Annotated in this window: 9 protein-coding genes; 5 read left to right on the plus strand and 4 right to left on the minus strand. The window is 51.2% G+C overall.

What is annotated here, in order from left to right; all coding sequences use genetic code 11:
- Window positions 1-19: 19 nt before the first annotated feature.
- From FRZ59_RS10945 to FRZ59_RS10965, 5 genes are all read left to right on the plus strand, one after another.
- Window positions 20-1786 (plus strand): PQQ-dependent sugar dehydrogenase, encoded by a 1767-nt coding sequence (locus FRZ59_RS10945; protein WP_132130681.1) that lies wholly within the window; start codon window positions 20-22, stop codon window positions 1784-1786.
- A 94-nt stretch (window positions 1787-1880) separates the two neighbouring features.
- A complete protein-coding gene (locus tag FRZ59_RS10950) occupies window positions 1881-2582 on the plus strand; it encodes a carboxymuconolactone decarboxylase family protein (RefSeq protein WP_394345231.1) in 702 nt (233 codons plus the stop codon).
- A complete protein-coding gene (locus FRZ59_RS10955) occupies window positions 2579-3556 on the plus strand; it encodes an alpha/beta hydrolase (protein WP_225975028.1) in 978 nt (325 codons plus the stop codon). Before FRZ59_RS10950 ends, FRZ59_RS10955 begins: the two co-directional genes overlap by 4 nt.
- A 197-nt stretch (window positions 3557-3753) precedes the next feature.
- Window positions 3754-4116: a cupin domain-containing protein gene (locus FRZ59_RS10960; protein WP_225975029.1), complete on the plus strand. Its 363-nt coding sequence runs from the start codon at window positions 3754-3756 to the stop codon at window positions 4114-4116.
- Window positions 4117-4442: 326 nt separating this feature from the next.
- The gene (locus FRZ59_RS10965) at window positions 4443-5642 is read left to right on the plus strand and encodes an ATP-binding protein (RefSeq protein WP_132130679.1); all 1200 of its coding nucleotides are present in this window, start codon (window positions 4443-4445) and stop codon (window positions 5640-5642) included.
- 101 nt (window positions 5643-5743) lie between these two features.
- Here the strand turns inward: FRZ59_RS10965 and FRZ59_RS10970 are convergent, their stop codons facing one another.
- From FRZ59_RS10970 to FRZ59_RS10985, 4 genes are read right to left on the minus strand one after another with little or no spacing between them, the layout of a single operon-like run.
- Window positions 5744-6649 (minus strand): PorP/SprF family type IX secretion system membrane protein, encoded by a 906-nt coding sequence (locus tag FRZ59_RS10970; protein WP_158640609.1) that lies wholly within the window; start codon window positions 6647-6649, stop codon window positions 5744-5746.
- 30 nt (window positions 6650-6679) lie between these two features.
- On the minus strand, window positions 6680-9370 hold the full coding sequence (locus FRZ59_RS10975; protein WP_147698318.1) for an MBG domain-containing protein: 2691 nt from the start codon (window positions 9368-9370) through the stop codon (window positions 6680-6682).
- Window positions 9256-16173 (minus strand): choice-of-anchor Q domain-containing protein, encoded by a 6918-nt coding sequence (locus FRZ59_RS10980; protein WP_147698319.1) that lies wholly within the window; start codon window positions 16171-16173, stop codon window positions 9256-9258. Before FRZ59_RS10980 ends, FRZ59_RS10975 begins: the two co-directional genes overlap by 115 nt.
- Window positions 16173-20429: a BspA family leucine-rich repeat surface protein gene (locus FRZ59_RS10985; RefSeq protein ID WP_147698320.1), complete on the minus strand. Its 4257-nt coding sequence runs from the start codon at window positions 20427-20429 to the stop codon at window positions 16173-16175. Before FRZ59_RS10985 ends, FRZ59_RS10980 begins: the two co-directional genes overlap by 1 nt.
- Window positions 20430-20526: the final 97 nt, after the last annotated feature.

Below are 20526 nucleotides of genomic sequence, written 5' to 3' on the forward strand. Positions count from 1 at the left end.
TACCCAAAACGCAAGGATAATGGACATCAAAAACACCTTCTTTAAAAAGCACATCTTGTATCGGCTTAATTCGCTTGTAATGCGCGCGGGCCGCCTGCTTTCTATTTTGTCCCTTCTAGTGTTGCTGATTGCCGGATGCAGCAATCAGGCCCAAAAGGAAGAAGCGGCCACAAAGATCGTGTGTGCCGCCGGCAACGGCGGCATTACGTTGCCGGAAGGATTTTGTGCGACGCTTGTCATTGATAGCCTTGGCCTCCGCGACGATCATAGCGCGCGTCACATCGCTGTGGCGCCCAATGGCGACATTTATGTGAAGACGCGCAGCCAGGAAGGTGGGATCGCCGCCCTGCGGGATACTACGGGCGACTTCCGTGCCGACATCATCGAATATTTCGGCGATATGACCGGGACGGGAGACGGCATTCTATGGGAGACGGGAATCGCCATCCACGACGGCTATCTCTGGGCATCGAACACCGTGGCCGTGTATCGCTGGCCTATGCCCGAAGGCAATGCGCTCATTCCCGAAGGTGAGCCGGAAATTGTTGTCAGCGGTTTTCCGGAGCAGCAATCGCATGCCTCCAAGTCTTTTGCCTTCGATGGGCGTGGTCACCTTTATGTGAGCGTGGGAGCCCCGTCCAACGCGTGTCAGGAACAGGAACGTACAAACGGGTCTCCGGGAATAGAGCCCTGCCCGCTATTGGAGGAACACGGCGGCATCTGGCGCTTCGATGCGAACCAAACAGGGCAGACCTTCAGTGCAGACGCGCGCTATGCCACAGGACTGCGCAATGTCGTCGGCCTCGACTGGAACGTTGCAGGCGATGCGCTCTATGTAATGCAGCACGGGCGCGACCAGTTGCACACGCTTTGGCCGGACTTTTACACCGTTGAGGAGAGCGCCGAACTTCCCTCCGAAGCCATGTACAAGGTTAATGAAGGCGACCGGTTTGGCTGGCCCTATGGATATTACGATCATCTAAAGGATACGCTTATGCTTTCACCGGAATATGGCGGCAATGGGAAAATAACAATTTCTGAAAGTAAGTATGCCGGTGAGTTTGAAGAGCCGGTCATTGGTTTTCCCGGCCATTGGGCGCCCAACGATCTGCTCTTTTACACAGGGGAGCAATTCCCTGAGCGGTACCGGGGCGGCGCGTTCATCGCCTTCATCGGCTCCTGGAACCGCGCGCCGCTGCCACAGAAAGGCTATAAGATCGCCTTTGTGCCCTTCAGGGACGGACAGCCCTCCGGCGACTACGAGACCTTTGCCGACGGCTTCGCCGGGGTAGAGCCGATCCCTGACCGGGGCGCGGCGGAATACCGCCCGACGGGTCTGGCCCTGGGACCGGACGGCGCGCTCTATATCTCGGATTATAAAAAGGGCCGTATCTGGCGCGTGGTTTACACCGGAAAAGCGGCGCCGGCGGACGACACGACGGTGTCGATGCCAGCGGACACGACCGGCACACCTTCTGCCAGAACTGCGGCCGCTTCATCGCTCACGGGTGAGGCGCTCTTCCGCCGGATGGAGTGCGCCACCTGTCACACCGTGGATCCGAATGCCCCGGCTTCTACCGGCCCGTCCCTGTATGACCTCTATGGAAGCGAGGTGACCCTGCAGAACGGCCGCGCGGTAATGGCGGACGAAGCCTATCTCCGCGAGTCCATCCTGCAGGCGGGCGCAAAAATCGTGGCGGGGTATATGCCCGTGATGCCGAGCTACGAAGGCCAGCTCATGAAAGAAGAGCTGAGCCTGCTCGTCTCCTATATGAAGTCTTTATAATGAAGATCAGGCATAAGCAGAAGTGAAATAGTGGTTGAAGAAAGTTGGCGTATTGAAGTAAAAAATAATGATTGATCTATTTAATAAAAAACCGGTGTTGGCAACATTAATGACGATGGTTGCTATGTTTTCAACCGTAAACGCGCAGCAAAAAAGCAAAGCAGAAGAGCCATTAAGCCCTAAACAGGAAAGCATAATTGTCATTGCATCCTATACGGCGCAGGGCGGCCTGGAAAATTTGCACCAGGCGCTTGGAACCGGATTGGACAATGGCTTAACCGTTAACCAGATCAAGGAAGCCATCGTTCATGCATATGCTTACTGCGGTTTCCCGCGAAGTATCCGCGGATTGCAAACCTTTATGGAAGTATTGGATGAGCGGAAAGCCCGGGGTATCAACGACGATTGGGGCCCGGAAGCATCACCCATTGCGGATGAAAGAAACAAGTACGAACGGGGCGCAGAAACCCTGTATGAACTGACCGGCAAAAAATGGGATAAGCCGGAATCGGGCTACGGAGCCTTTTCCCCTGAAATTGACCGCTTCCTCAAAGAGCATCTTTTCGCGGATATTTTTGAACGCGATGTGTTAAGCTATGCCGAAAGGGAGCTGGTGACCGTATCGGTACTTAGCGGCATTGGCGGAGTAGAACCCATGCTTCGATCACATTTGAATATCTGCCTGAATGTAGGGCTTACCCCAAAACAATTACAGCAATTTGCAGGCATTATCAAACGGACAATTGGTAAACAGGAAGCAAAAGCGGTACAGACCGCGTTGGATGAAGTGTTATGAAAAAGTTAACATTGATCGTCGCATTAGCGATGTCAACAGTAGATTCTATTACAGTTAATGCACAATCTACTCAAAAAGGACGTCCACAAAATCCCTGGACGCTTGTCTATGATGGTGCAATTACCGAAAACGTAGAGGGAAAAGTAAATATCCATCCGGTTACTTATAAAATCAGCGTTATTGAAATAGCTGCCAATGTTTACACACCGCCTGACTACGATGCTTCGCAGAAATATCCGGCGGTGGTTGTTGCACATCCCAATGGAGGTGTGAAGGAACAGGTTGCGGGTTTATATGCCCAGCGGTTAGCGGAACAGGGATATATTACCATCGCGGCAGATGCAGCCTGCCAGGGAGCCAGTAGCGGAGAACCCCGCAACGTGGATAAGCCGGCAAACCGGATTGAGGATATCCAAGGGATGGCTGATTTTATTTCTCAATATAAAGGGGTTGACACTGCAAAACTTGGATTACTCGGCATTTGCGGTGGCGGAGGCTATGCGTTAAAGGCAACACAGGGTGATAAACGGTTTAACGCAGTAGCGACCCTGAGCATGTTCAATTCAGGTTTGGTAAGACGTAACGGCTTTCAGAATTCCGAATTGGCTACGGTCCAGGAACGATTACAACAAGCTTTGGATGCCCGGGCATTGGAAGCAGCCGGAGGCGAAGTACGTTACGCTGCCGATATAGAGTGGTCCGATGAAATGGCGGACAAGATGCCTTTTGCTCTGTACCGCGAAGGTCATTATTACTACCATAGAACCCATGCACATCCGAACTCCACATTCAGGTACACGATGAGCAGCCTGCCCGACTTAATGACTTGGGATGCGGCCACAAATTTGGAACTGATCAACCAACCCTTATTAATGATTGCAGGAAGCAAAGCCGATACAAAATATATGACAGATGAAGCATTCAGTAAAGCAATCAATGCAAAAAACAAAGAACAAAGAACTATTCCTGATTGACGGGGCTACCCATATAGAGACCTATTGGAAACCCGCATATGTATCGCAGGCCGTAGGTAAATTGTTGAATTTTTATCAAACCAACCTTTAAATATTGAATGATGAAGCATAACCTTATATATATCCTGCCACTTGCAATAGCCCTTCTTACGGCTTGTAATAACAATGCGCTCGTTTTTCCCAAAGGCGAAAAAATCATGAACGAAAATTTCACCGGAACCGCCTATCTGCAAATGCTGATGGAAGCGGACAGCCTTAACTCCATATCCGTTGGAAATGTAACTTTTGAACCCGGAGCTAGGAGCAACTGGCATTTGCACCCGGCAGGGCAGATATTACTGGTAACCGATGGTGTTGGGTATTATCAGGAAAAAGGACAATCCAAAAAAATACTTCGCAAAGGCGATGCAGTAAAATGCCCGCCCAATACCCCTCATTGGCATGGAGCAAGTGCGGATACTGCTTTTATCCAGGTGGCAATAACCGGAAGGGAAAACGGGCCAACCGTTTGGTTGGAAGAAGTAACGGATGAAGAATATCACAGCGAACCAGAGCGTTAGCGTTAGCGGACACCATCGCGGACTCCGGATAAGATAGCCCTCCCTTTGTCTGCCTGCTGCTTGCTGACCTTCTCTTCAATGACCTCAAATAATTCCAACAATTGGTTTTGGGTAAGTCCTGTACTTATCCCAGCGGTGAGGTGGAATTGCAATTGTGCCTCAACACCTGTCATCGCTGCTAATGCAGAATAGTTACGAGTTCACGTTGCTGAAAGGACAGAATGTACCGGCCGAAAATGGCGCACAGATGATAAAAAACACTATAATTGACTTGATAATAAGTCAATTATAGTGTATATTTGCCCTGAAGACAAGTCAAAACATGAATGGAACCTCTTATAGAATATCAGCAAAACCTAGTTGACGAGGTAAATAACGATTTCCACCGATTCCTTTACCATCGTCTTCCGTGGGAAAGCAGAATGTTGGCTATTAAAGGGTTACGCGGTGCCGGGAAGACAACGATGCTTCTCCAACACCTCAAATACGGTCAACCGCAAGGAACCAAAAGTCTATATATCACAGCTGACCATCCCTGGTTATACACCCATACCTTATTGGATACCGCAAGGATGTGGGTCCAGAACGGTGGGCAAGCCCTCTACATAGACGAAGTACATAAGTATGCCAATTGGTCACGCGAGATAAAGAATATCTATGACGGATATCCAAAATTACAGCTTTTTTTTACAGCATCATCTGCGCTCGATATCTATCGCGGAGAAAGCGATCTCAGCCGTCGAGTGTTGACTTTTACGTTACCAGGAATGTCTTTCAGGGAATACCTGAATTTGATGTATGGACGAGCCTTGGCACCAGTTTCGTTAACGGAGTTACTAAGCAACCCCATCGAAATATCGTCAACCCTCAGAAAACAAATTGAAATCCCTATTCCATTGTTCCATGAATATCTCATGAAAGGATACCTGCCATTCGTACACGACGATCGGGGGAAGTCTTATCTTCCAAAGCTCATGCGGGTTATTGAGACTTCAATCACCGATGACCTGGCATTCATCGAAAACTATTCCGCCACCCATATCGTCAAGATCAAGAAACTCCTTGGCGTGATCGCAGAGTCCGCCCCATTTGAACCCAATATATCCTCACTTGCCCAAAAACTTCAGCTGGGCCGCGATACAGTCAACAATTTCCTGCATCAACTAGAACGAGCATTCCTCCTCAACCTCGCCAACAGACCATCGGAAGGAGTGGCTGCTCTGCAAAAGCCAGACAAAATATATCTTGAGAATACCAATCTGTCTTACGCATTGAGAGAACATCCCGACCCCGGAACAACCCGCGAAACCTTTTTCCTCAATCAACTACGTAATGCCGGTTACAAAATACATTTGGCTGGAAAAGGTGACTTTCTGGTAGACAAAACCTATACGTTTGAGGTTGGGGGACGCAATAAGTCCATCAAACAAATCGCTGGAATACCGAACGCTTATATCGTTTCAGATAACATCGAGATCGGGTTTAACAACAAAATCCCGCTTTGGTTATTCGGGTTTCTTTACTAGCCTGCCGCGGATTTGATGAAAAAATCCATATGAATATAAGCTTACTCACAAGAGGCGATCTAAGCATTCTTCAGGGTCAGGCTTTTCGTCCTTTATAGCCTCTAAAGTAATTTTGAGAAACCTATTCCTTCTCCAAAGCGGTACCCCAGTGTAATTTCATGCGTCCCGTCATTGACCTGCCCCAGGCGGTAACTGTTCAGGCCGAACTGGTAACTGTAGCCGAAGCGGAGCCGGTTATTCAGAAACACGGAAAGAATGGCGCCCATTTCATTGTTGGTGCGGTAGTTCAGCCCCAGTCCGATGGCTTCTTTCAAATACAGCGTAGTAGAAATATCGGCATGCAGTGGAATGTTGGAAGCGTAAGAAGCCAGGATGGCGGGTTTTATCTTAATATCTTCTCCCAGGGAACCCAGGAAACCCATCATCAGGTAATAATGGTTTTTAAAATACCGGGAATCCTCCACCGATGCCCTTCCCAGCTCACGGAAACTGATGCGGGGCACGGAAACGCCGGCGTAGAATTTCTCGGGAATAAAGTACATCAGTCCCAGCCCTAGTGTACCGACGGTTTCCAGGATGTCGTCCTGGAAGAGCGGATCATGCGGGTCCAGCCCGGAATAGCGGGCCTCATACCTGCGCACCCCAAAGCTCATGGAAGCGGCCAGGTACTCTTTTTCCGAGAGGCGGACGGACTTGGCCAGGAAAGCGCTGGCCTCGGTCATTTTCTCCGGCCCGAACTCATCGTGCATGATATTGAGCCCGGCCGCCGCCCCGATGGAAGCAAGGGGCAGGTGCCCGTTAGCGATCAGCGTAGAGGGCGCCCCGTCGATGCCCACCCACTGCTTGCGAACCAGGGCATGCACCGCCCCGGCCTTATCCAGCAGGGAATAGGTGGCGTTGATAGGAGCGAGGTTATCCATGTACTGGGTATAGGTGAAGGGCTGCTGAGCGTATGCCAGTCCCGTAGTACAAAGCAGCAGTAAAAGCGTGTTGTATATCGTTTTCATGTTGAATTTCATGTTAATTAGTGCTGAATTTCATGACAAACCATCCCGTTTTACGTTTCCACTGGCCGCCGGCCTTGAATTCCAGCAGGTAGAAATACGTGCCCTGGGGAGGAACTCATAATTGACCCGGGTATTGGCTATTCCTTTGAAGACACGGCTGCCGTTATCATAGCCCTGGATCTCGAATACCTTGGCTCCGCTGCGGGTGACGATGGTCATCTTGTTTTCGGGGTAATCGCGGATGCCTTCCACCAGCAGGAACTCGTTGATGCCGTCGCTGTTGGGAGAAACTACCTGGTGTACTTTTATGAGATTGCCGGCCGGGTCCACTACCAGCAGCTGGCGGCTCACAGGTTCCGCCGGCAGGTAATTCGCGTTGCCAGGCTGCACCGCGGTGATGAACGACGTTCCCAGGCGAAGGATCTCCAGCTGGTTTTCCCCGGCGCCGCCGGCCACAATAGCCACCTGGTCATCGGAACTGCTGAGCGTGACCGGTAAGCCTGAGGAAGCGCTGATCTGCAGGGCAATGATACCGGCATCGCGTTCTACTTCCCCGGGCAAAACAAAGTCGATGGTCTGCGAGGCTTTATGGACGATGAGTTCCCTTGATATAGAAGGCCTGTTATCGTAATTAGGGTTTTCGGCCAGGGTTGCGGTGATCACGGCCGTACCCGCCCCGGTGATATGCACCATGCCATTGATGATCTCAGCCACACCGGTATTAGAACTGCTGTAGAGGATCGTTTCCTCGGGTCGGGCCTCGGCCCCCGGGTCAAAGTCGGCATCGCCATAGGTTTTTTCCGGCAGGGCTTCAAAGACCAGGCTGCGCGTAGCCGGTATAACGGTCAATGTGCCGTTCACATAGCTGATCTGGTAGTTTTCCGATGCAGCGCCGCTGGTCGTGATGGGATAGATTCCCGGCGGGGACGTTTCGTTAGCGGTGGTCACCGCCGTTGGAAGGGCCGCCAGATCATCTTCATTCTCTCCGGAAACAAAGCCCTGGTAATTAAAGGTGAACACGGGGTTCTCCCAGCCGAACTTCCTGGTTTTGTTCACAGCGGTAATGACCAACGGGGCTTTGCTTACCCGGAGCGCTCCACTCTTATAAACGATTTCGTAATTGTCTGCCGAATAGCCGCCGGGCACGATCAAGTATTCCCCGGTGTTTACTGCTCCCTGCGAGTTGCCGGTATAGTTTAACGTTCCTTCCAGCAAGGCATCGGTGTCATCGTATTGCCAGCCGGTCACGGTTACGCCGTTTCCGCCGCTGTAAGCCGCGCCGTCGTAGGTTTTGGAGTCGTCCACTGCGGTAATGGTCAGCATGGCTGGCTTTATTGTTAGTTCCTGTATCACCGGCGGAACATTCTCGTAATTGGGATCATCGGGCAGGAAAGCGGTGATCTCGATTTCGCCCGCTCCAACAATCTGAATAAAACCTCCGGCAGTGACGAGCGCCACGTTTTCATTGGAGGAAGCATATTCCACCTGGCGGCCATCACTAGAAGTAGCGGCGGGGTCGAAGTCCGGGGCGCCGTAGACGACGGCCTCCGGGGCAGGGAAGGTGATCACCGCCTTTTCAGCAGGCGTAGTGGTCAATGTTCCGGGTTGGTAACTAAACGTATAGTTCCCAAGGGCTTCGTAGCCCGAAGGAATGATTTCGTAGATACCCACGTCAGTTGCTCCCTGGGAACTTCCGCTGTAACTCAGCGTGCCTTCCAGCAGCGCATCGGTGTCCTCGTACTGCCAGCCGGTGGTTGTCACGCCATTGCCGCCGCTGTAGGGGGCGCCGTCATAAGTTTTGGAATCGTCGTTGGCGATAACGGTCAAGGTTGCCGGGTTCACTACCAGCACCCTGGTGACCGGGTCGGCATTTTCGTAGTTAGGATCGATCGCCAGGCTGGCGGTGATCTCTGTAGTACCTGCGCCGATGATCTGTATTTCCCCTGCGGAAGTGATCACGGCCACATTTTCATCGGAGCTTGTGTATTCCACTTCGCTGTCGTTGCTGGCAGAAGCTCCGGGAGCGAAATCAGCGAAGCCATATATAACATCTTCCAGCTCCGGGAAGTTGATCACGACGTTTCCAGCCGGAATGATCGTAAGGGTCCCGGGTTGGTAATTAAGCGTGTAGTTATCCAGCAGCTCGTAGCCCGAAGGAATGATCTCATACGCTCCTGCGTCTATGGCGCCTTGGGAACTTCCGTTGTAACTTACCATGCCCTCAAGTAGTGCATCGGTGTCCTCGTATTGCCAACCGGCCACCGTTACCCCGTTTCCGCCGCTGTAAGCGAGTCCGTCATAGGTTTTGGAATCATCGTCTGCGGTAACGGTTAGGGGAGCGGGACTTACTACCAGTTCCCGGGAGACTGGCATGACGTCCTCGTAATTTTGATCTTCGGGCAAGATGGCGGTGATATTCGTGGTGCCTGCACCAACAATCTGAACCAGTCCGTTGATCGTGATTATGGCCACATTTTCATCGGAGCTTGTATATTCGATCTGTCTGCCATCGCTGGACGTAGCATCGGGGTCGAAGTCGGGATCTCCATAAATCATGGGATCCGGTTGCGGGAAATTGATCACGACCTGCCCGGCAGGAATAATAGTCAGCGTGCCGGGTTGGTAGTTAAAAGTGTAGTTGTTAAGGGGTGTATACCCGGCAGGAATAATTTCATATTGCCCGACTGCGGCGGCGCCTTGCGAGTTTCCGCTGTAACCCAATGTCCCCCGAGCAGCGCATCGGTGTCCTCATACTGCCAGCCGGTGATTGTCACGCCGTTTCCGCCGTTGTAAGCCGTTCCATCGTAAGTCCTTGAATCATCGGCAGCTGTAACGGTCAAGGTGGCCGGATTCACGACCAGTTCCCTGGTTACGGGCGCGGCATCTTCGTAATTGGGGTCTTCCGAAAGGCTGGCGGTAATTTCGGTGGTGCCTGCGCCGATGATCCGGATTAGGTCATCGGAAGTAATAACGGCTACATTTTCATTAGAGCTTGTATATCCCACTTCCCGGCCGTCGCTGGAAATAGCTCCCGCATCGAAGTCCGGAGCGCCGTAGACGACCTGTTCCAGTTCGGAAAAGGTGATGGCCGCCTGCCCGGCCGGGGTGATGGTCAGGGTTCCGGGCCGGTACTCGAACAGGTAATTTTCAAGCGGCTCGTAGCCTGACGGAATAATTTCATACACCCCTGCGTCTACGGCGCTTTGCGAACTTCCGCTGTAACTCAATGTTCCTTCCAACAGGGCATCCGTATCATCGTACTGCCAGCCGGTGACTGTAGCGCCGTTACCACCGGTGTAAGCTGTTCCGTCGTAAGTTTTGGAATCATCGTTAGCCGTAATAGTGAGGGTAGCCGGGTTCACAACCAGTTCATGTGTAACCGGTGTGGCGTCGTCGTAATTCGGGTCTTCCGGCAAGCTGGCGGTAATTTCTGTGGTGCCTGCGCCGATGATCTGCAGGAAACCTTCGGAGGTGATCACCGCCACATCCGGGTTGGAGCTGGCATATTCCACCTGCCGGCTGTCGCTGGAGGAAGCGCTGGGGTTAAAATCGGCTGCTCCGTAAACAACATCTTCCAGCTCAGGGAAGTTGATCACGACATTTCCAGCCGGAATGATCGTAAGGATTCCCGGCTGATAATCGAATGTATAATTATTGAGCGGATCGAAACCTTCCGGAATGATCTCATAAGTGCCCACGCTGATAGCTCCCTGGGAATCGCCCGAATAGGAGACAGTTCCTGTCAGCAGTGCATCAGTATCGTCATACTGCCAGCCGATAATGGTTATGCCACCGCCACCGCTGTAAGGCGTTCCATCAAACGTCTTGGAATCGTTATTTGCGGTAATCGTTAGAGCAGCCGGGTTCACCAATAGTTCCCGCGTTACTGGCACAGCATCCTCGTAATTTGGATCTTCGGGTAAACTTGCTGTAATATCGGTGGTGCCTGCGCCGATGATCCGGATCAGGCCCTCGGAGGTAATAACGGCTACATTCTCATTGGAGCTAACATATTCTACCTCGTTATTGCCGCTGGCCGAAGCTCCGGGAGCGAAATCAGCCGCGCCGTATACAACGGCTTCCATTTCAGGGAAGGTGATCACGGGAGCCTCGCCTGAGGCGATTGTCAGATTCACGGCCAGCGTAGCCGCGCAGCCGGAAGCATCTTCCGCCTGAAGGGTGAATGTAACGTCTCCGGCGCTTTCGGGGATGCCGCTGATCTCACCCGTTTCGGTGTTAAGTTCGAGCCAGTCAGGCAGTTCGCCTTGGGAAACCGACCAGGTGTAGGGCTCGCTTCTTCCGGAAACGCTGAACGTGAAGTTATAGGCGACATCTACCGTGCCTGCGGGGGGAGTGCCGGTAATTTCAACGAGGGTAACGCCGAGCGCTGCTGCGTCGCTTTCCAGTGTGCTGCATTCATTGCTGATCAGGCAGCGATAAAGTCCGGCTGTTTCAGATGCTGCCGCGGCGATGGTGAGGGTAGCGGTGGCGACGCCTGAATAAACGGTGTTTTCTTCCAGGTCGGTGAAGGTGGTCCCGCCGTCGGAACTGAACTGCCATTGGTAGGTGAGGTCGCCGCCGGTAGCTTCCAGGCTGAAGCTTGTTTCGGTTCCGAAGCAAACCGTTCTCTCCAGGGGCTGTTCGGCGATGAGGATGTCGGGGCAGGCTCCCTGGTACTCGTAAGCGCCCATGTCCACGATTCCGCCGCCCGTCAGGTCATATACGCGCGCATTTCCTGCCAGGTCCGTGTCATCGGCCAAATCTCCTCCGGCATCGGTGTAAAGGGTATTGCTTCCGCCATCTACGGCAGGACCTGGTACTAGTCTGAAATCAGCGTTGGCCGTATCTGCGAAGGGATTGGAAGTTGTAACGATATTGTTCCCGCCGTCTGTGCCCCAGTCCGTATTCCAGGAGGTGGCGCCGCCTATTAAACTATACTTAAAAACAGGTGTACTAAAATTATTGGATATATTGGAAACGGAAGCATCTGCCAGCGTGTTTCCAAAAACAATAGAATTGATAACAGCCGGGGTACCGCCATTATTTTGCATTCCGCCCCCACCGGTTTGCGTCACATTATTCGAAATAATCGTATTCACGATGATTGGAAAAGAAGTGACGTTATTTTCTATTCCGCCCCCACCGGTCTGCGCCGAATTATTGGAGATAATCGTATTCAGTATGGTTGGAGAAGAGTTTAAATTGTACATTCCGCCCGCGCTGACTTGCGTCGAATTATTCGAGATGGTTGTATTCAGGATGATTGGGGAAGAGTTTATATTGTACATTCCACCACCAATGTTTCCTGCAGAATTATTAGAGATCGATGTATTCAGGATAGTTGGGGAAGAATTTAAATTAATCATTCCACCACCATAGCGGCGTAGAGTTAAAAGTCCGTTTACCTTAATGCGATTTTCACCATCCGCATTTCCACCAGAGATGATCAGTCCATTCGGACCTGCATTACCCACATCACCGGCAGAAATAACCACATGATAGCTATTATCACTGTTGTCGTCCGCTGTGCCTATATCGCCGTTAAGAATGGTCGGGTTAGCGTCCCAATCCCTGTCGCTTAAGCCCGGATTACCGGTATCGGGGAAGCCGCCGTAGAGTTTCACGTTTTTCACCATCACAAAGGCGTTGTCCCTGCCGCCGTCTGCGGTGTAGCTGCCGTCGGCGGCGCTGTAAAGCGGCATGTAAGTGCCTTTGGCGATGAAGATGCGCAGGCTGTCGTTTTGCAGCCAGTTGCCATCGGCGTCGTGCTGCTGCCTGGCCCATTTCAGGGCGTCCGCCAGCTCAGGGATGGCGTTGGCCCAACTGTCGCCGCTTCCATTGCCGCCGGATACATTTTGATTGACATAAAGGATATTCCCTGTGCCGGGAGTAACTGGCGTTCCCTGGTATTCATAAGCGCCCATGTCCACGATGCCGCCGCCCGCCAGGTCATATACGCGTGCATTCCCGGCCAGGTCCGTGTCATTGTCCAAATCTCCTCCGGCATCGGTGTAAAGGGTATTGTTTCCGCCATTTATGGCAGCAGCGCCGGGTTTCAGGCTGAAATCAGCGTTGGCCGTATCCGCGAAGGGATTGGAAGTTGTAACGATATTATTCCTGCGGTCCGTACCCCAGTCGGCATTCCACGAGGCAGCGCCGCCTACCAGACTATATTTAAAAACAGGCGTACTTGCATTCTCATTGAGGATATCGGAAACAGAAGCATCTGCCAGCTTGTTTCCAAAAACAATAGAATTGTTGACAACCGGGGAAGAAGAATCATTATACATTCCGCCTCCGTCATATTCAGCCGAATTATTCGAGATAGTCGTATTCAGGATGGTTGGGGAAGAGTTAGAATTACCCATTCCGCCGCCATAATTCGCCGAATTATTCGAAATAGTCGTATTCAGGATGGTTGGGGAAGATCCAAGATTGTACATTCCGCCACCGTTTAGGGCTGAATTATTCGAGATACTCGTATTCAGGATGGTTGGGGAAGAGCTAGAATAAAGATTACCGATTCCGCCGCCATAGTTCGCCGAATTATTCGAGATCGATGTATTCAGGATAGCAGGGGAAGAAGATGAATTTAATATTCCTCCACCATCGCGGCGGGAAGATCCCAATCCGTTTACGGTAATGGAAAATGCGCCATTCGCATTTCCACCGGAAATAACCAATCCGTTCAGGCAGGCATTACCCACATCGCCGCCGGAAACAACCACATGATAGGTATTATCACTGTTGTCGTCCGCTGTGCCTATATCGCCGCTAAGAATGGTCGGATTGGCGTCCCAATCCCTGTCGCTTATGCCCGGATTACCGGTATCGGGGAAGCCGCCGTAGAGTTTAACGTTTTTCACCATCACAAAGGCGTTGTCCCTGCCGCCGTCTGCGGTGTAGCCGCCGTCTTCGGCACTGTAAAGCGGCTTGTAAGTGCCTTTGGCGATGAAGATGCGCAGGCTGTCGTTTAGCAGCCAGTTGTTGTCGGCATCGTGCTGTTGCCTGGCCCATTTCAGGGCGTCCGCCAGTTCGGGGATGGCATTGGCCCAGCTGTCGCCGCTTCCGTTACCGCCGGATACACTTTGATTGACATAAAGGATATTTCCTGTGCCGGGAGTAACAGGCATGCCCTGGTATTCATAAGCGCCCATGTCCACGGTTCCGCCGCCGATCTCATCATATATTCGCGGATTGCCTGCTAAATCGGTGGAATTCCAGGCAGGAATACTGTCATTCAAACCGGTATTGACGCCGGGGCTCGTTATCCGTAACCGGTAATTACGTGCTGCCGGATCCGCAAACTGCGGATCTATATCCAGGTTACCTGTACCAGTATAGCCGCCCTCTACGATGCTGTAAGTGACGATGGGCTTGGCCCCTGCATAACCTGTCACATGATTATTGTCGGCAGTAGTTGTATTACCCCATAAAATACTATTGGAAATACTGGGAATGGTGAACAATGGTTCGTCGATATAAACGGCTCCGCCATATTGGGCTGTGTTATTGGCAAATACACAATTTATAACCGTTAGCTTACCAAAAAAATTATTATAAATGCCTCCGCCGTATTCAGCAGTATTATTTATAATGACGCTGTTAATAACCGTTAAATCTCCGGCGTCATTCCCAATGCCGCCTGCCTGGAGGCCGGCAAAGTTATTGGAAACAATACAATTGCTGATAATCATCTTACCGGCCGAGTTTCCGATGCCGCCTACCGAGCCGGCGGAAACGTTTCCTCCTGTTACTTCGAAGCCATCGAATACAACTAAACCGGTACTGTTCATGTTCCCGACTACACTGCCATCGTTACCTTTCAATATGCTTTTATTCCCTGCGCTCAAATTCCGATCAGAAAGGCTTTGTTCCGTCCCGGCAAACCCTCCGTATATCTCCAAGGCTGTTTTAATTAGAAAAGGTATGCCGTTTGAAGGCTGATAAGTTCCTTTCGCCACCCATATCTGCCGTACGGAATCCGCAGGAGAACCGGCAGCGGCGGCATTGATGGCTTCGGCCGATGCGAGTGCGATGTCAAAGGATGCCAGCGCTGTCGCCCAGCTGCTGCCGTCGCCGCCGGGAGCAGCTGCGCTGTCCACGTAGATAATGCCATTGGCGTCGGGATGAATGACAACTGGTCTCTGATCCTCGTAAGCCCCCATATCTATGGCAGCGCCGAAAATTCTTGGATTGTTCGCCAGGTCGGTAGTAGCACTATTAACAGAATTATCCCCTGTATTAATAGCCGGGCTATTGGAAGCCAGGCTAAAGTCACCGTTGGCTGCATCTGCGAAGGGACTGGCATTGGTGATGATATTGCCGCCGCCATCGGTGCCCCAATCGCTATCCCAACTGTTATTGCCTTCCATCAAACTGTACCGGAAAGTATTTGCACTGCCGGTGGTGTTGATGATATTATTTCCTGTGGCTGCCGTATTTCCATATAAGATGGAGTTATTTACGGAAGGACTGGAGGCATTATTCGCCATTCCGCCACCGCTGCCGGCAGTAGTGTTCCCCGCGATGGTTACGTTCGTTAAGACGGGATCGGAACCATTAAAATTACGGATTCCGCCGCCGTTGGTGCCGGCGCTATTCCCGGAAATGGCTGCATTGGTCAAGTGCGGGCTGGAGCTGATGTTATACATTCCTCCGCCGGATCCTGCTGTGTTTCCTGAAATGATCAGATTGGTCAGGGCAGGGGCGGAAGCAAGATTGTAGATTCCGCCTCCGGCAATAACCTGTACCGTCTGGCCATTGACCGTAATGGTGCCACTTCCGGTTGCATTTCCCCCGGTAATGGTAAAGCCGTTAATCAGCGCATTGCCCACATCGCCGGCAGAAAGAACCACATGGTAGGTATTATCACTGTTGTTGTCCGCTGCGCCTATATCGCCGCTAAGAATGGTCGGATTGGCATTCCAATCCCTGTCGTCAAAGCCCGGATTACCGGTATCGGGGAAGCCGCCGTAAAGCTGGACGTTTTTCACCATCACAAAGGCGTTGTCTCTGCTCCCGTCTGTGGTATAGGCGCCATCCTCGGCATTATATAGCGGCTTATAAGTGCCTTTGGCGATGAAGATGCGCAAGGGGTCGTTTTGCAGCCAGTTGTTGTCGGCATCGTGCTGTTGTCTGGCCCATTTTAAGGCATCGGACAGATTTTTTAAGGCCGTTGCCCAACTGCTGCCATCGCCGCCAGGAGCAGCCGCACTGTCCACATAGAGGATACCGTTGGCGTCGGGGCGCAACGGGTTGCCCTGAAACTCGTAGGCACCCATATCAACAATGCCGCCATTGGTCAGATCATATACGCGCGCATTTCCCGCCAGATCTTTATTATTGGCCAAATTTCCGCCCGCATCGGTGTAAAGCGTATTGCTTCCGCCATTTATGGCAGCAGCGCCGGGTTTCAGGCTGAAATCACCATTGGCTGCATCTGTGAAGGGATTGGAAGTTGTAATGATATTATTCCCGCCGTCGGTACCCCAGTCCGTATTCCACGAGGTGGCGCCGCCCACTAAACTATATTTGAAAACAGCAGTACTGAACCCCCATTCTCATTGAATATATTGGAAACAGTAGCATCTGCCAGCCTGTTTCCAAAAACAATAGAATTATTTACAACCAGGGAAGATTGAAAATTAGCCACTCCACCAACAAGGTCTTCTGCCGAATTATTCGAGATTGTTGTATTCAGGATAGTTGGGGAAGAGTTATAATTATACACTCCGCCACCGCCGGCTTGCGCCGAATTATTTGAGATAATCGTACTCACGATGGTTGGGGAAGATTGATAATTGTACATTCCGCCACCATGTTCTGCCGAATTATTCGAGATAAAGGTATTCAGGATGGTTGGGTGAGCAGAAATGAAATTGTACATCCCGCCACCATATTCTGCTGAATTATTCGAGATCATTATATTCAGGATGGTCGGGGAAGAGGATTGATTAAACATTCCGCCACCACTGTTTTGATCAAAAACGTTTTGGTTTATGAGAATGTAATTTTCCCCATTCGCATTTCCACCAGAAATGGTCAGTCCGTTCAGGCCGGCATTATCCACATAGCCGCAAGAAATAACCACATGATAGGTATTATCACTGTTGTCGTCCGGTGTGCCTATATCGCCGCTAAGAATGGTCGGATTGGCGTTCCAATCCCTGTCGCCAATGCCCGGATTGCCGGTATCGGGGAAGCCGCCGTAGAGCTGCACGTTTTTCACCAGCACAAAGGCGTTGTCTCTGCTCCCGTCTGTGGTATAGGCGCCATCCTCGGCATTATATAGCGGCTTGTAAGTGCCTTTGGCGATGAAGATGCGCAGGCTGTCGTTTTGCAGCCAGTTGTTGTCGGCATTATGCTGCTGCCTCGCCCATTTCAGGGCGTCTGCCAGTTCGGGAATGGCATTGGCCCAACTGTCGCCGCTGCCGTTACCGCCGGATACATTTTGATTGACATAAAGGATATTCCCTGTGCCGGGAGTAACAGGCGTTCCCTGGTACTCGTAAGCACCCATATCGATAATGCCGCTACTGGCTTGGTTATATACCCTGTGCTGGCCGGCCAGATCGTTATCGTCTGCGATATTCCCGCCGGCATTGGTATAAAGTGTATTGTTTCCTGCATTAACAGCAGGAGATGCGACGGTTAACCGATAGTTCCTTGTATCGGCATCTGCAAAAGGACTCGTGGTCGCGATGATGTTGTTGCCATCATCGGTACCCCAGTTGCTATCCCAACTACTGCCTTCCAGCAGGCTGTACCGGAAAGCAATTGTACTGCCGACGGCGTTGATGATGTTATTTCCTGTGGCTGCCGTATTTCCATATAAGATGGAGTTATTTACAGAAGGACTGGAGGCATTATTCGCCATCCCGCCGCCGCTGCCGGCAGTAGTGTTCCCCGCGATGGTTACGTTTGTTAAGACGGGATCGGAACCATTAAAATTACGGATTCCGCCGCCGTTGGTGCCGGCGCTATTCCCGGAAATAGCTGCATTGGTCAAGTGCGGGCTGGAGCCGATGTTATACATCCCTCCGCCGGATCCTGCTGTGTTTCCTGAAATGATCAGATTGGTCAGGACAGGATCGGAAGCAAGGTTGTAAATTCCGCCTCCGGCAATAACCTCTACCGTCTGGCCATTGACCGCAATGGTGCCGCTTCCGGTTGCGTTTCCCCGGGTGATGATAAAGCCATTGAGCAGCGCGCTGCCTACGTCCCCTGCTGAAATCACCACATGGTGCGCATTATCGGCAATATTATTTAGTGTGCCGATATCGCCACTCAGAACCGTGGGGTTGGCCGCCCAGTTCCTGGTGTCCATCGTGCCGGCGCCGGCAGCAGGATCAAAGCCACCGTAAAGCTGCACGTTTTTCACCATCACAAAGGCGTTATTCCGGTCATTAATTGCTTTACGATTGTCATGGGCCCTGTATTCGGGGAAGTAGGTGCCTTTTGCGACGTAAATGCGCAGGCTGCCACTTTCCCAGATGGCCGCATTACCCCGTGCAAAGTGCAAAGCATCCGACAGTTGAGGCAGCGCTTTTGCCCAGCTGCTGCCGTCGCCGCCGGGGGCTGCGGCGATGTCCACATATAGGATACCGCCAGCATCGGGTCGCACCGGGTTGCCCTGAAATTCGTAGGCGCCCATATCAATGATGCCGCCATTGTTGTAATCATAGACTCGCGGGTATCCTGCCAGGTCAGTGAGTGTTGAGGGGTCCAACCCATCTAAAAAACCTGCATTAATAGAAGGGCTGTTCCCTGCCAAACGGTAATCTCCAGCTGCCTCATTTTTAAAATGAGGATTGGCATTGCCGTCAAGATTGTGTTTGGCAGCATCGGCCGGTTTCCCCTTTACCAGGCTATATTGTATATCTGCCGGGTCAGTGGTTCCTGTATAATTTATTCCATCTGCTAAGATGCTGCTGACGATAGACATTGAATTCTGGAGCTGGTAGTTAAAGATATCGTCCCCGAGGTTGCCGGCGTTATTATTTGCGAGAGTAGAACTTACAACAAACGTCCTGCCGAAGATCGACGTAGGGCCATAAACATTCATTACCCCACCGCCTTTATCAGCTGCATAATTTGCCGTCAGCAAGCAATTGTATATAGAAAAATCCAAACCACGCGCATATAGACCGCCGCCCTGGTTTTGTTTTACCTGGAAGCCGTTGACGGTTATGGAGCCAGTGCCATTTGCATTCCCCCCAGTAATGGTCATATATCCCAGGATTCCGCCCCTGGTTGATCCGCTGCCATCATCTAAAGTCATGGCTACATGATAGACATTGTCTGAAGCATCGCCCTTTACACCGATATCTCCACTAAGTACCGTCCCTTTGCCTGTTACCGGAGTCCGCTGATCAGGACTGGTTTCTGTTCCCTTAAAGCCTCCAATAATATTTGTCTGATGCGGTAAAAAAAATGTTTTATCCCTGTCTGTAACCGGGTTGCCCGTGCTAGTCGTATTCGCCGGTGCATACTGTGGATAATACGTTCCCTCCGTTACCCATATTTGGTATAAAATGTCCGGGTTAACTGAATGGAATTGTGCTGCCGCTGTCAGCGCATCACTCAATTGATTAACTGCCGTTGCCCAACTGCTGCCATCGCCTCCGGGGGCTGCTGCGCTATCCACATAAAAAACATTATTGGCATCGGCATGAATTCCGGGACAGCCGGCAGCTTCTCCATCTCCGTTAATAGTCCAGCCATAAATGTCAATCAATGTTTGGCGGGCTATCGAGCCAAGGCAATAGCTCAAACCAGCGGCGCCAAAAGAAACCCCATTTGGCAGATTATTTTGTCCGGCCCAGCCAATGAGGGTCGCGTCGTAATTCGCAATTGAAAGGCCGCAATTGTCAAGCATTTTATACATGCCATTGATAGGAGTGATGTTGGGAAAAATCCAGTCACCAATATCCTGATTAAACGCGGACGCATTTTCGAACATGCTCTGCATATTATCTACGTTGGACACATCCCAGTTGCCAATATCCTGGTTGAACACGAACGCCATGTTGAACATACGAGTCATCTTTTTAACATTGGAAACATTCCAATTTCCGATGTTCTGGTTGAAAGCGTATGCATTGCTGAACATATACTGCATGTTAGTGACGCTGGAAACATTCCAGTTGCCAATGTTCTGGTTAAAGCTGCCTGCCCCGCTGAACATGCCATTCATCGTTGTGACGCTGGAAACATCCCAGTCGCCAATGTTCTGATTGAACGAATAGGCCCCGGCAAACATTCGATCCATGTCGGTAACATTGCCTGTCTCCCAATGCCAGTTGGCGCCACTGCCTGCTAAACTGGTACATCCGTGGAACATGCCGCTACAATCGGTTACCCCACTCAAATCCGGTATATCAATGGCCGTAATATTCAGATTTTCACAGCCAGCAAAGGCATATTGCATACTGGTCCATTGAATATCACCCCATTGGACAATCTCAATTATTTTGTCACCGTTGTCCGAATAATCAAACCAGATCCTTGGAAAACTGCCTGTAATAGCCACCTGGACGGTGTGTCCGTCTGTCAGGCCGCTTATCGTATAATCACCTGTGATGTTATTAACAGTACCGCTGGCCGAATTATCGAGATCTGTCCAGGTTATATTGTAATTATAGCCGCCACCTTCGGTTGGGATAGAAATGCTGCCATCCGAAACTTTCCACTTGGTAATGAAGGCGGCGTTTTGAGCGCGTGCGTTTGCAGTGAGAAACAACAGGAATACAAGGGGGAGCGCGTAAAATTTTTTCATATCTGCTTTTGGCTTTACAGTATAAACCTGGGAGCAAATATGAATACATCGTTCTTAGGAAACATCCCCCATAGCGGGGGATGGCGGGTTGACGCTT

Origin of the sequence: Anseongella ginsenosidimutans, assembly GCF_008033235.1 — a bacterium.
GTDB lineage: Bacteria > Bacteroidota > Bacteroidia > Sphingobacteriales > Sphingobacteriaceae > Anseongella > Anseongella ginsenosidimutans.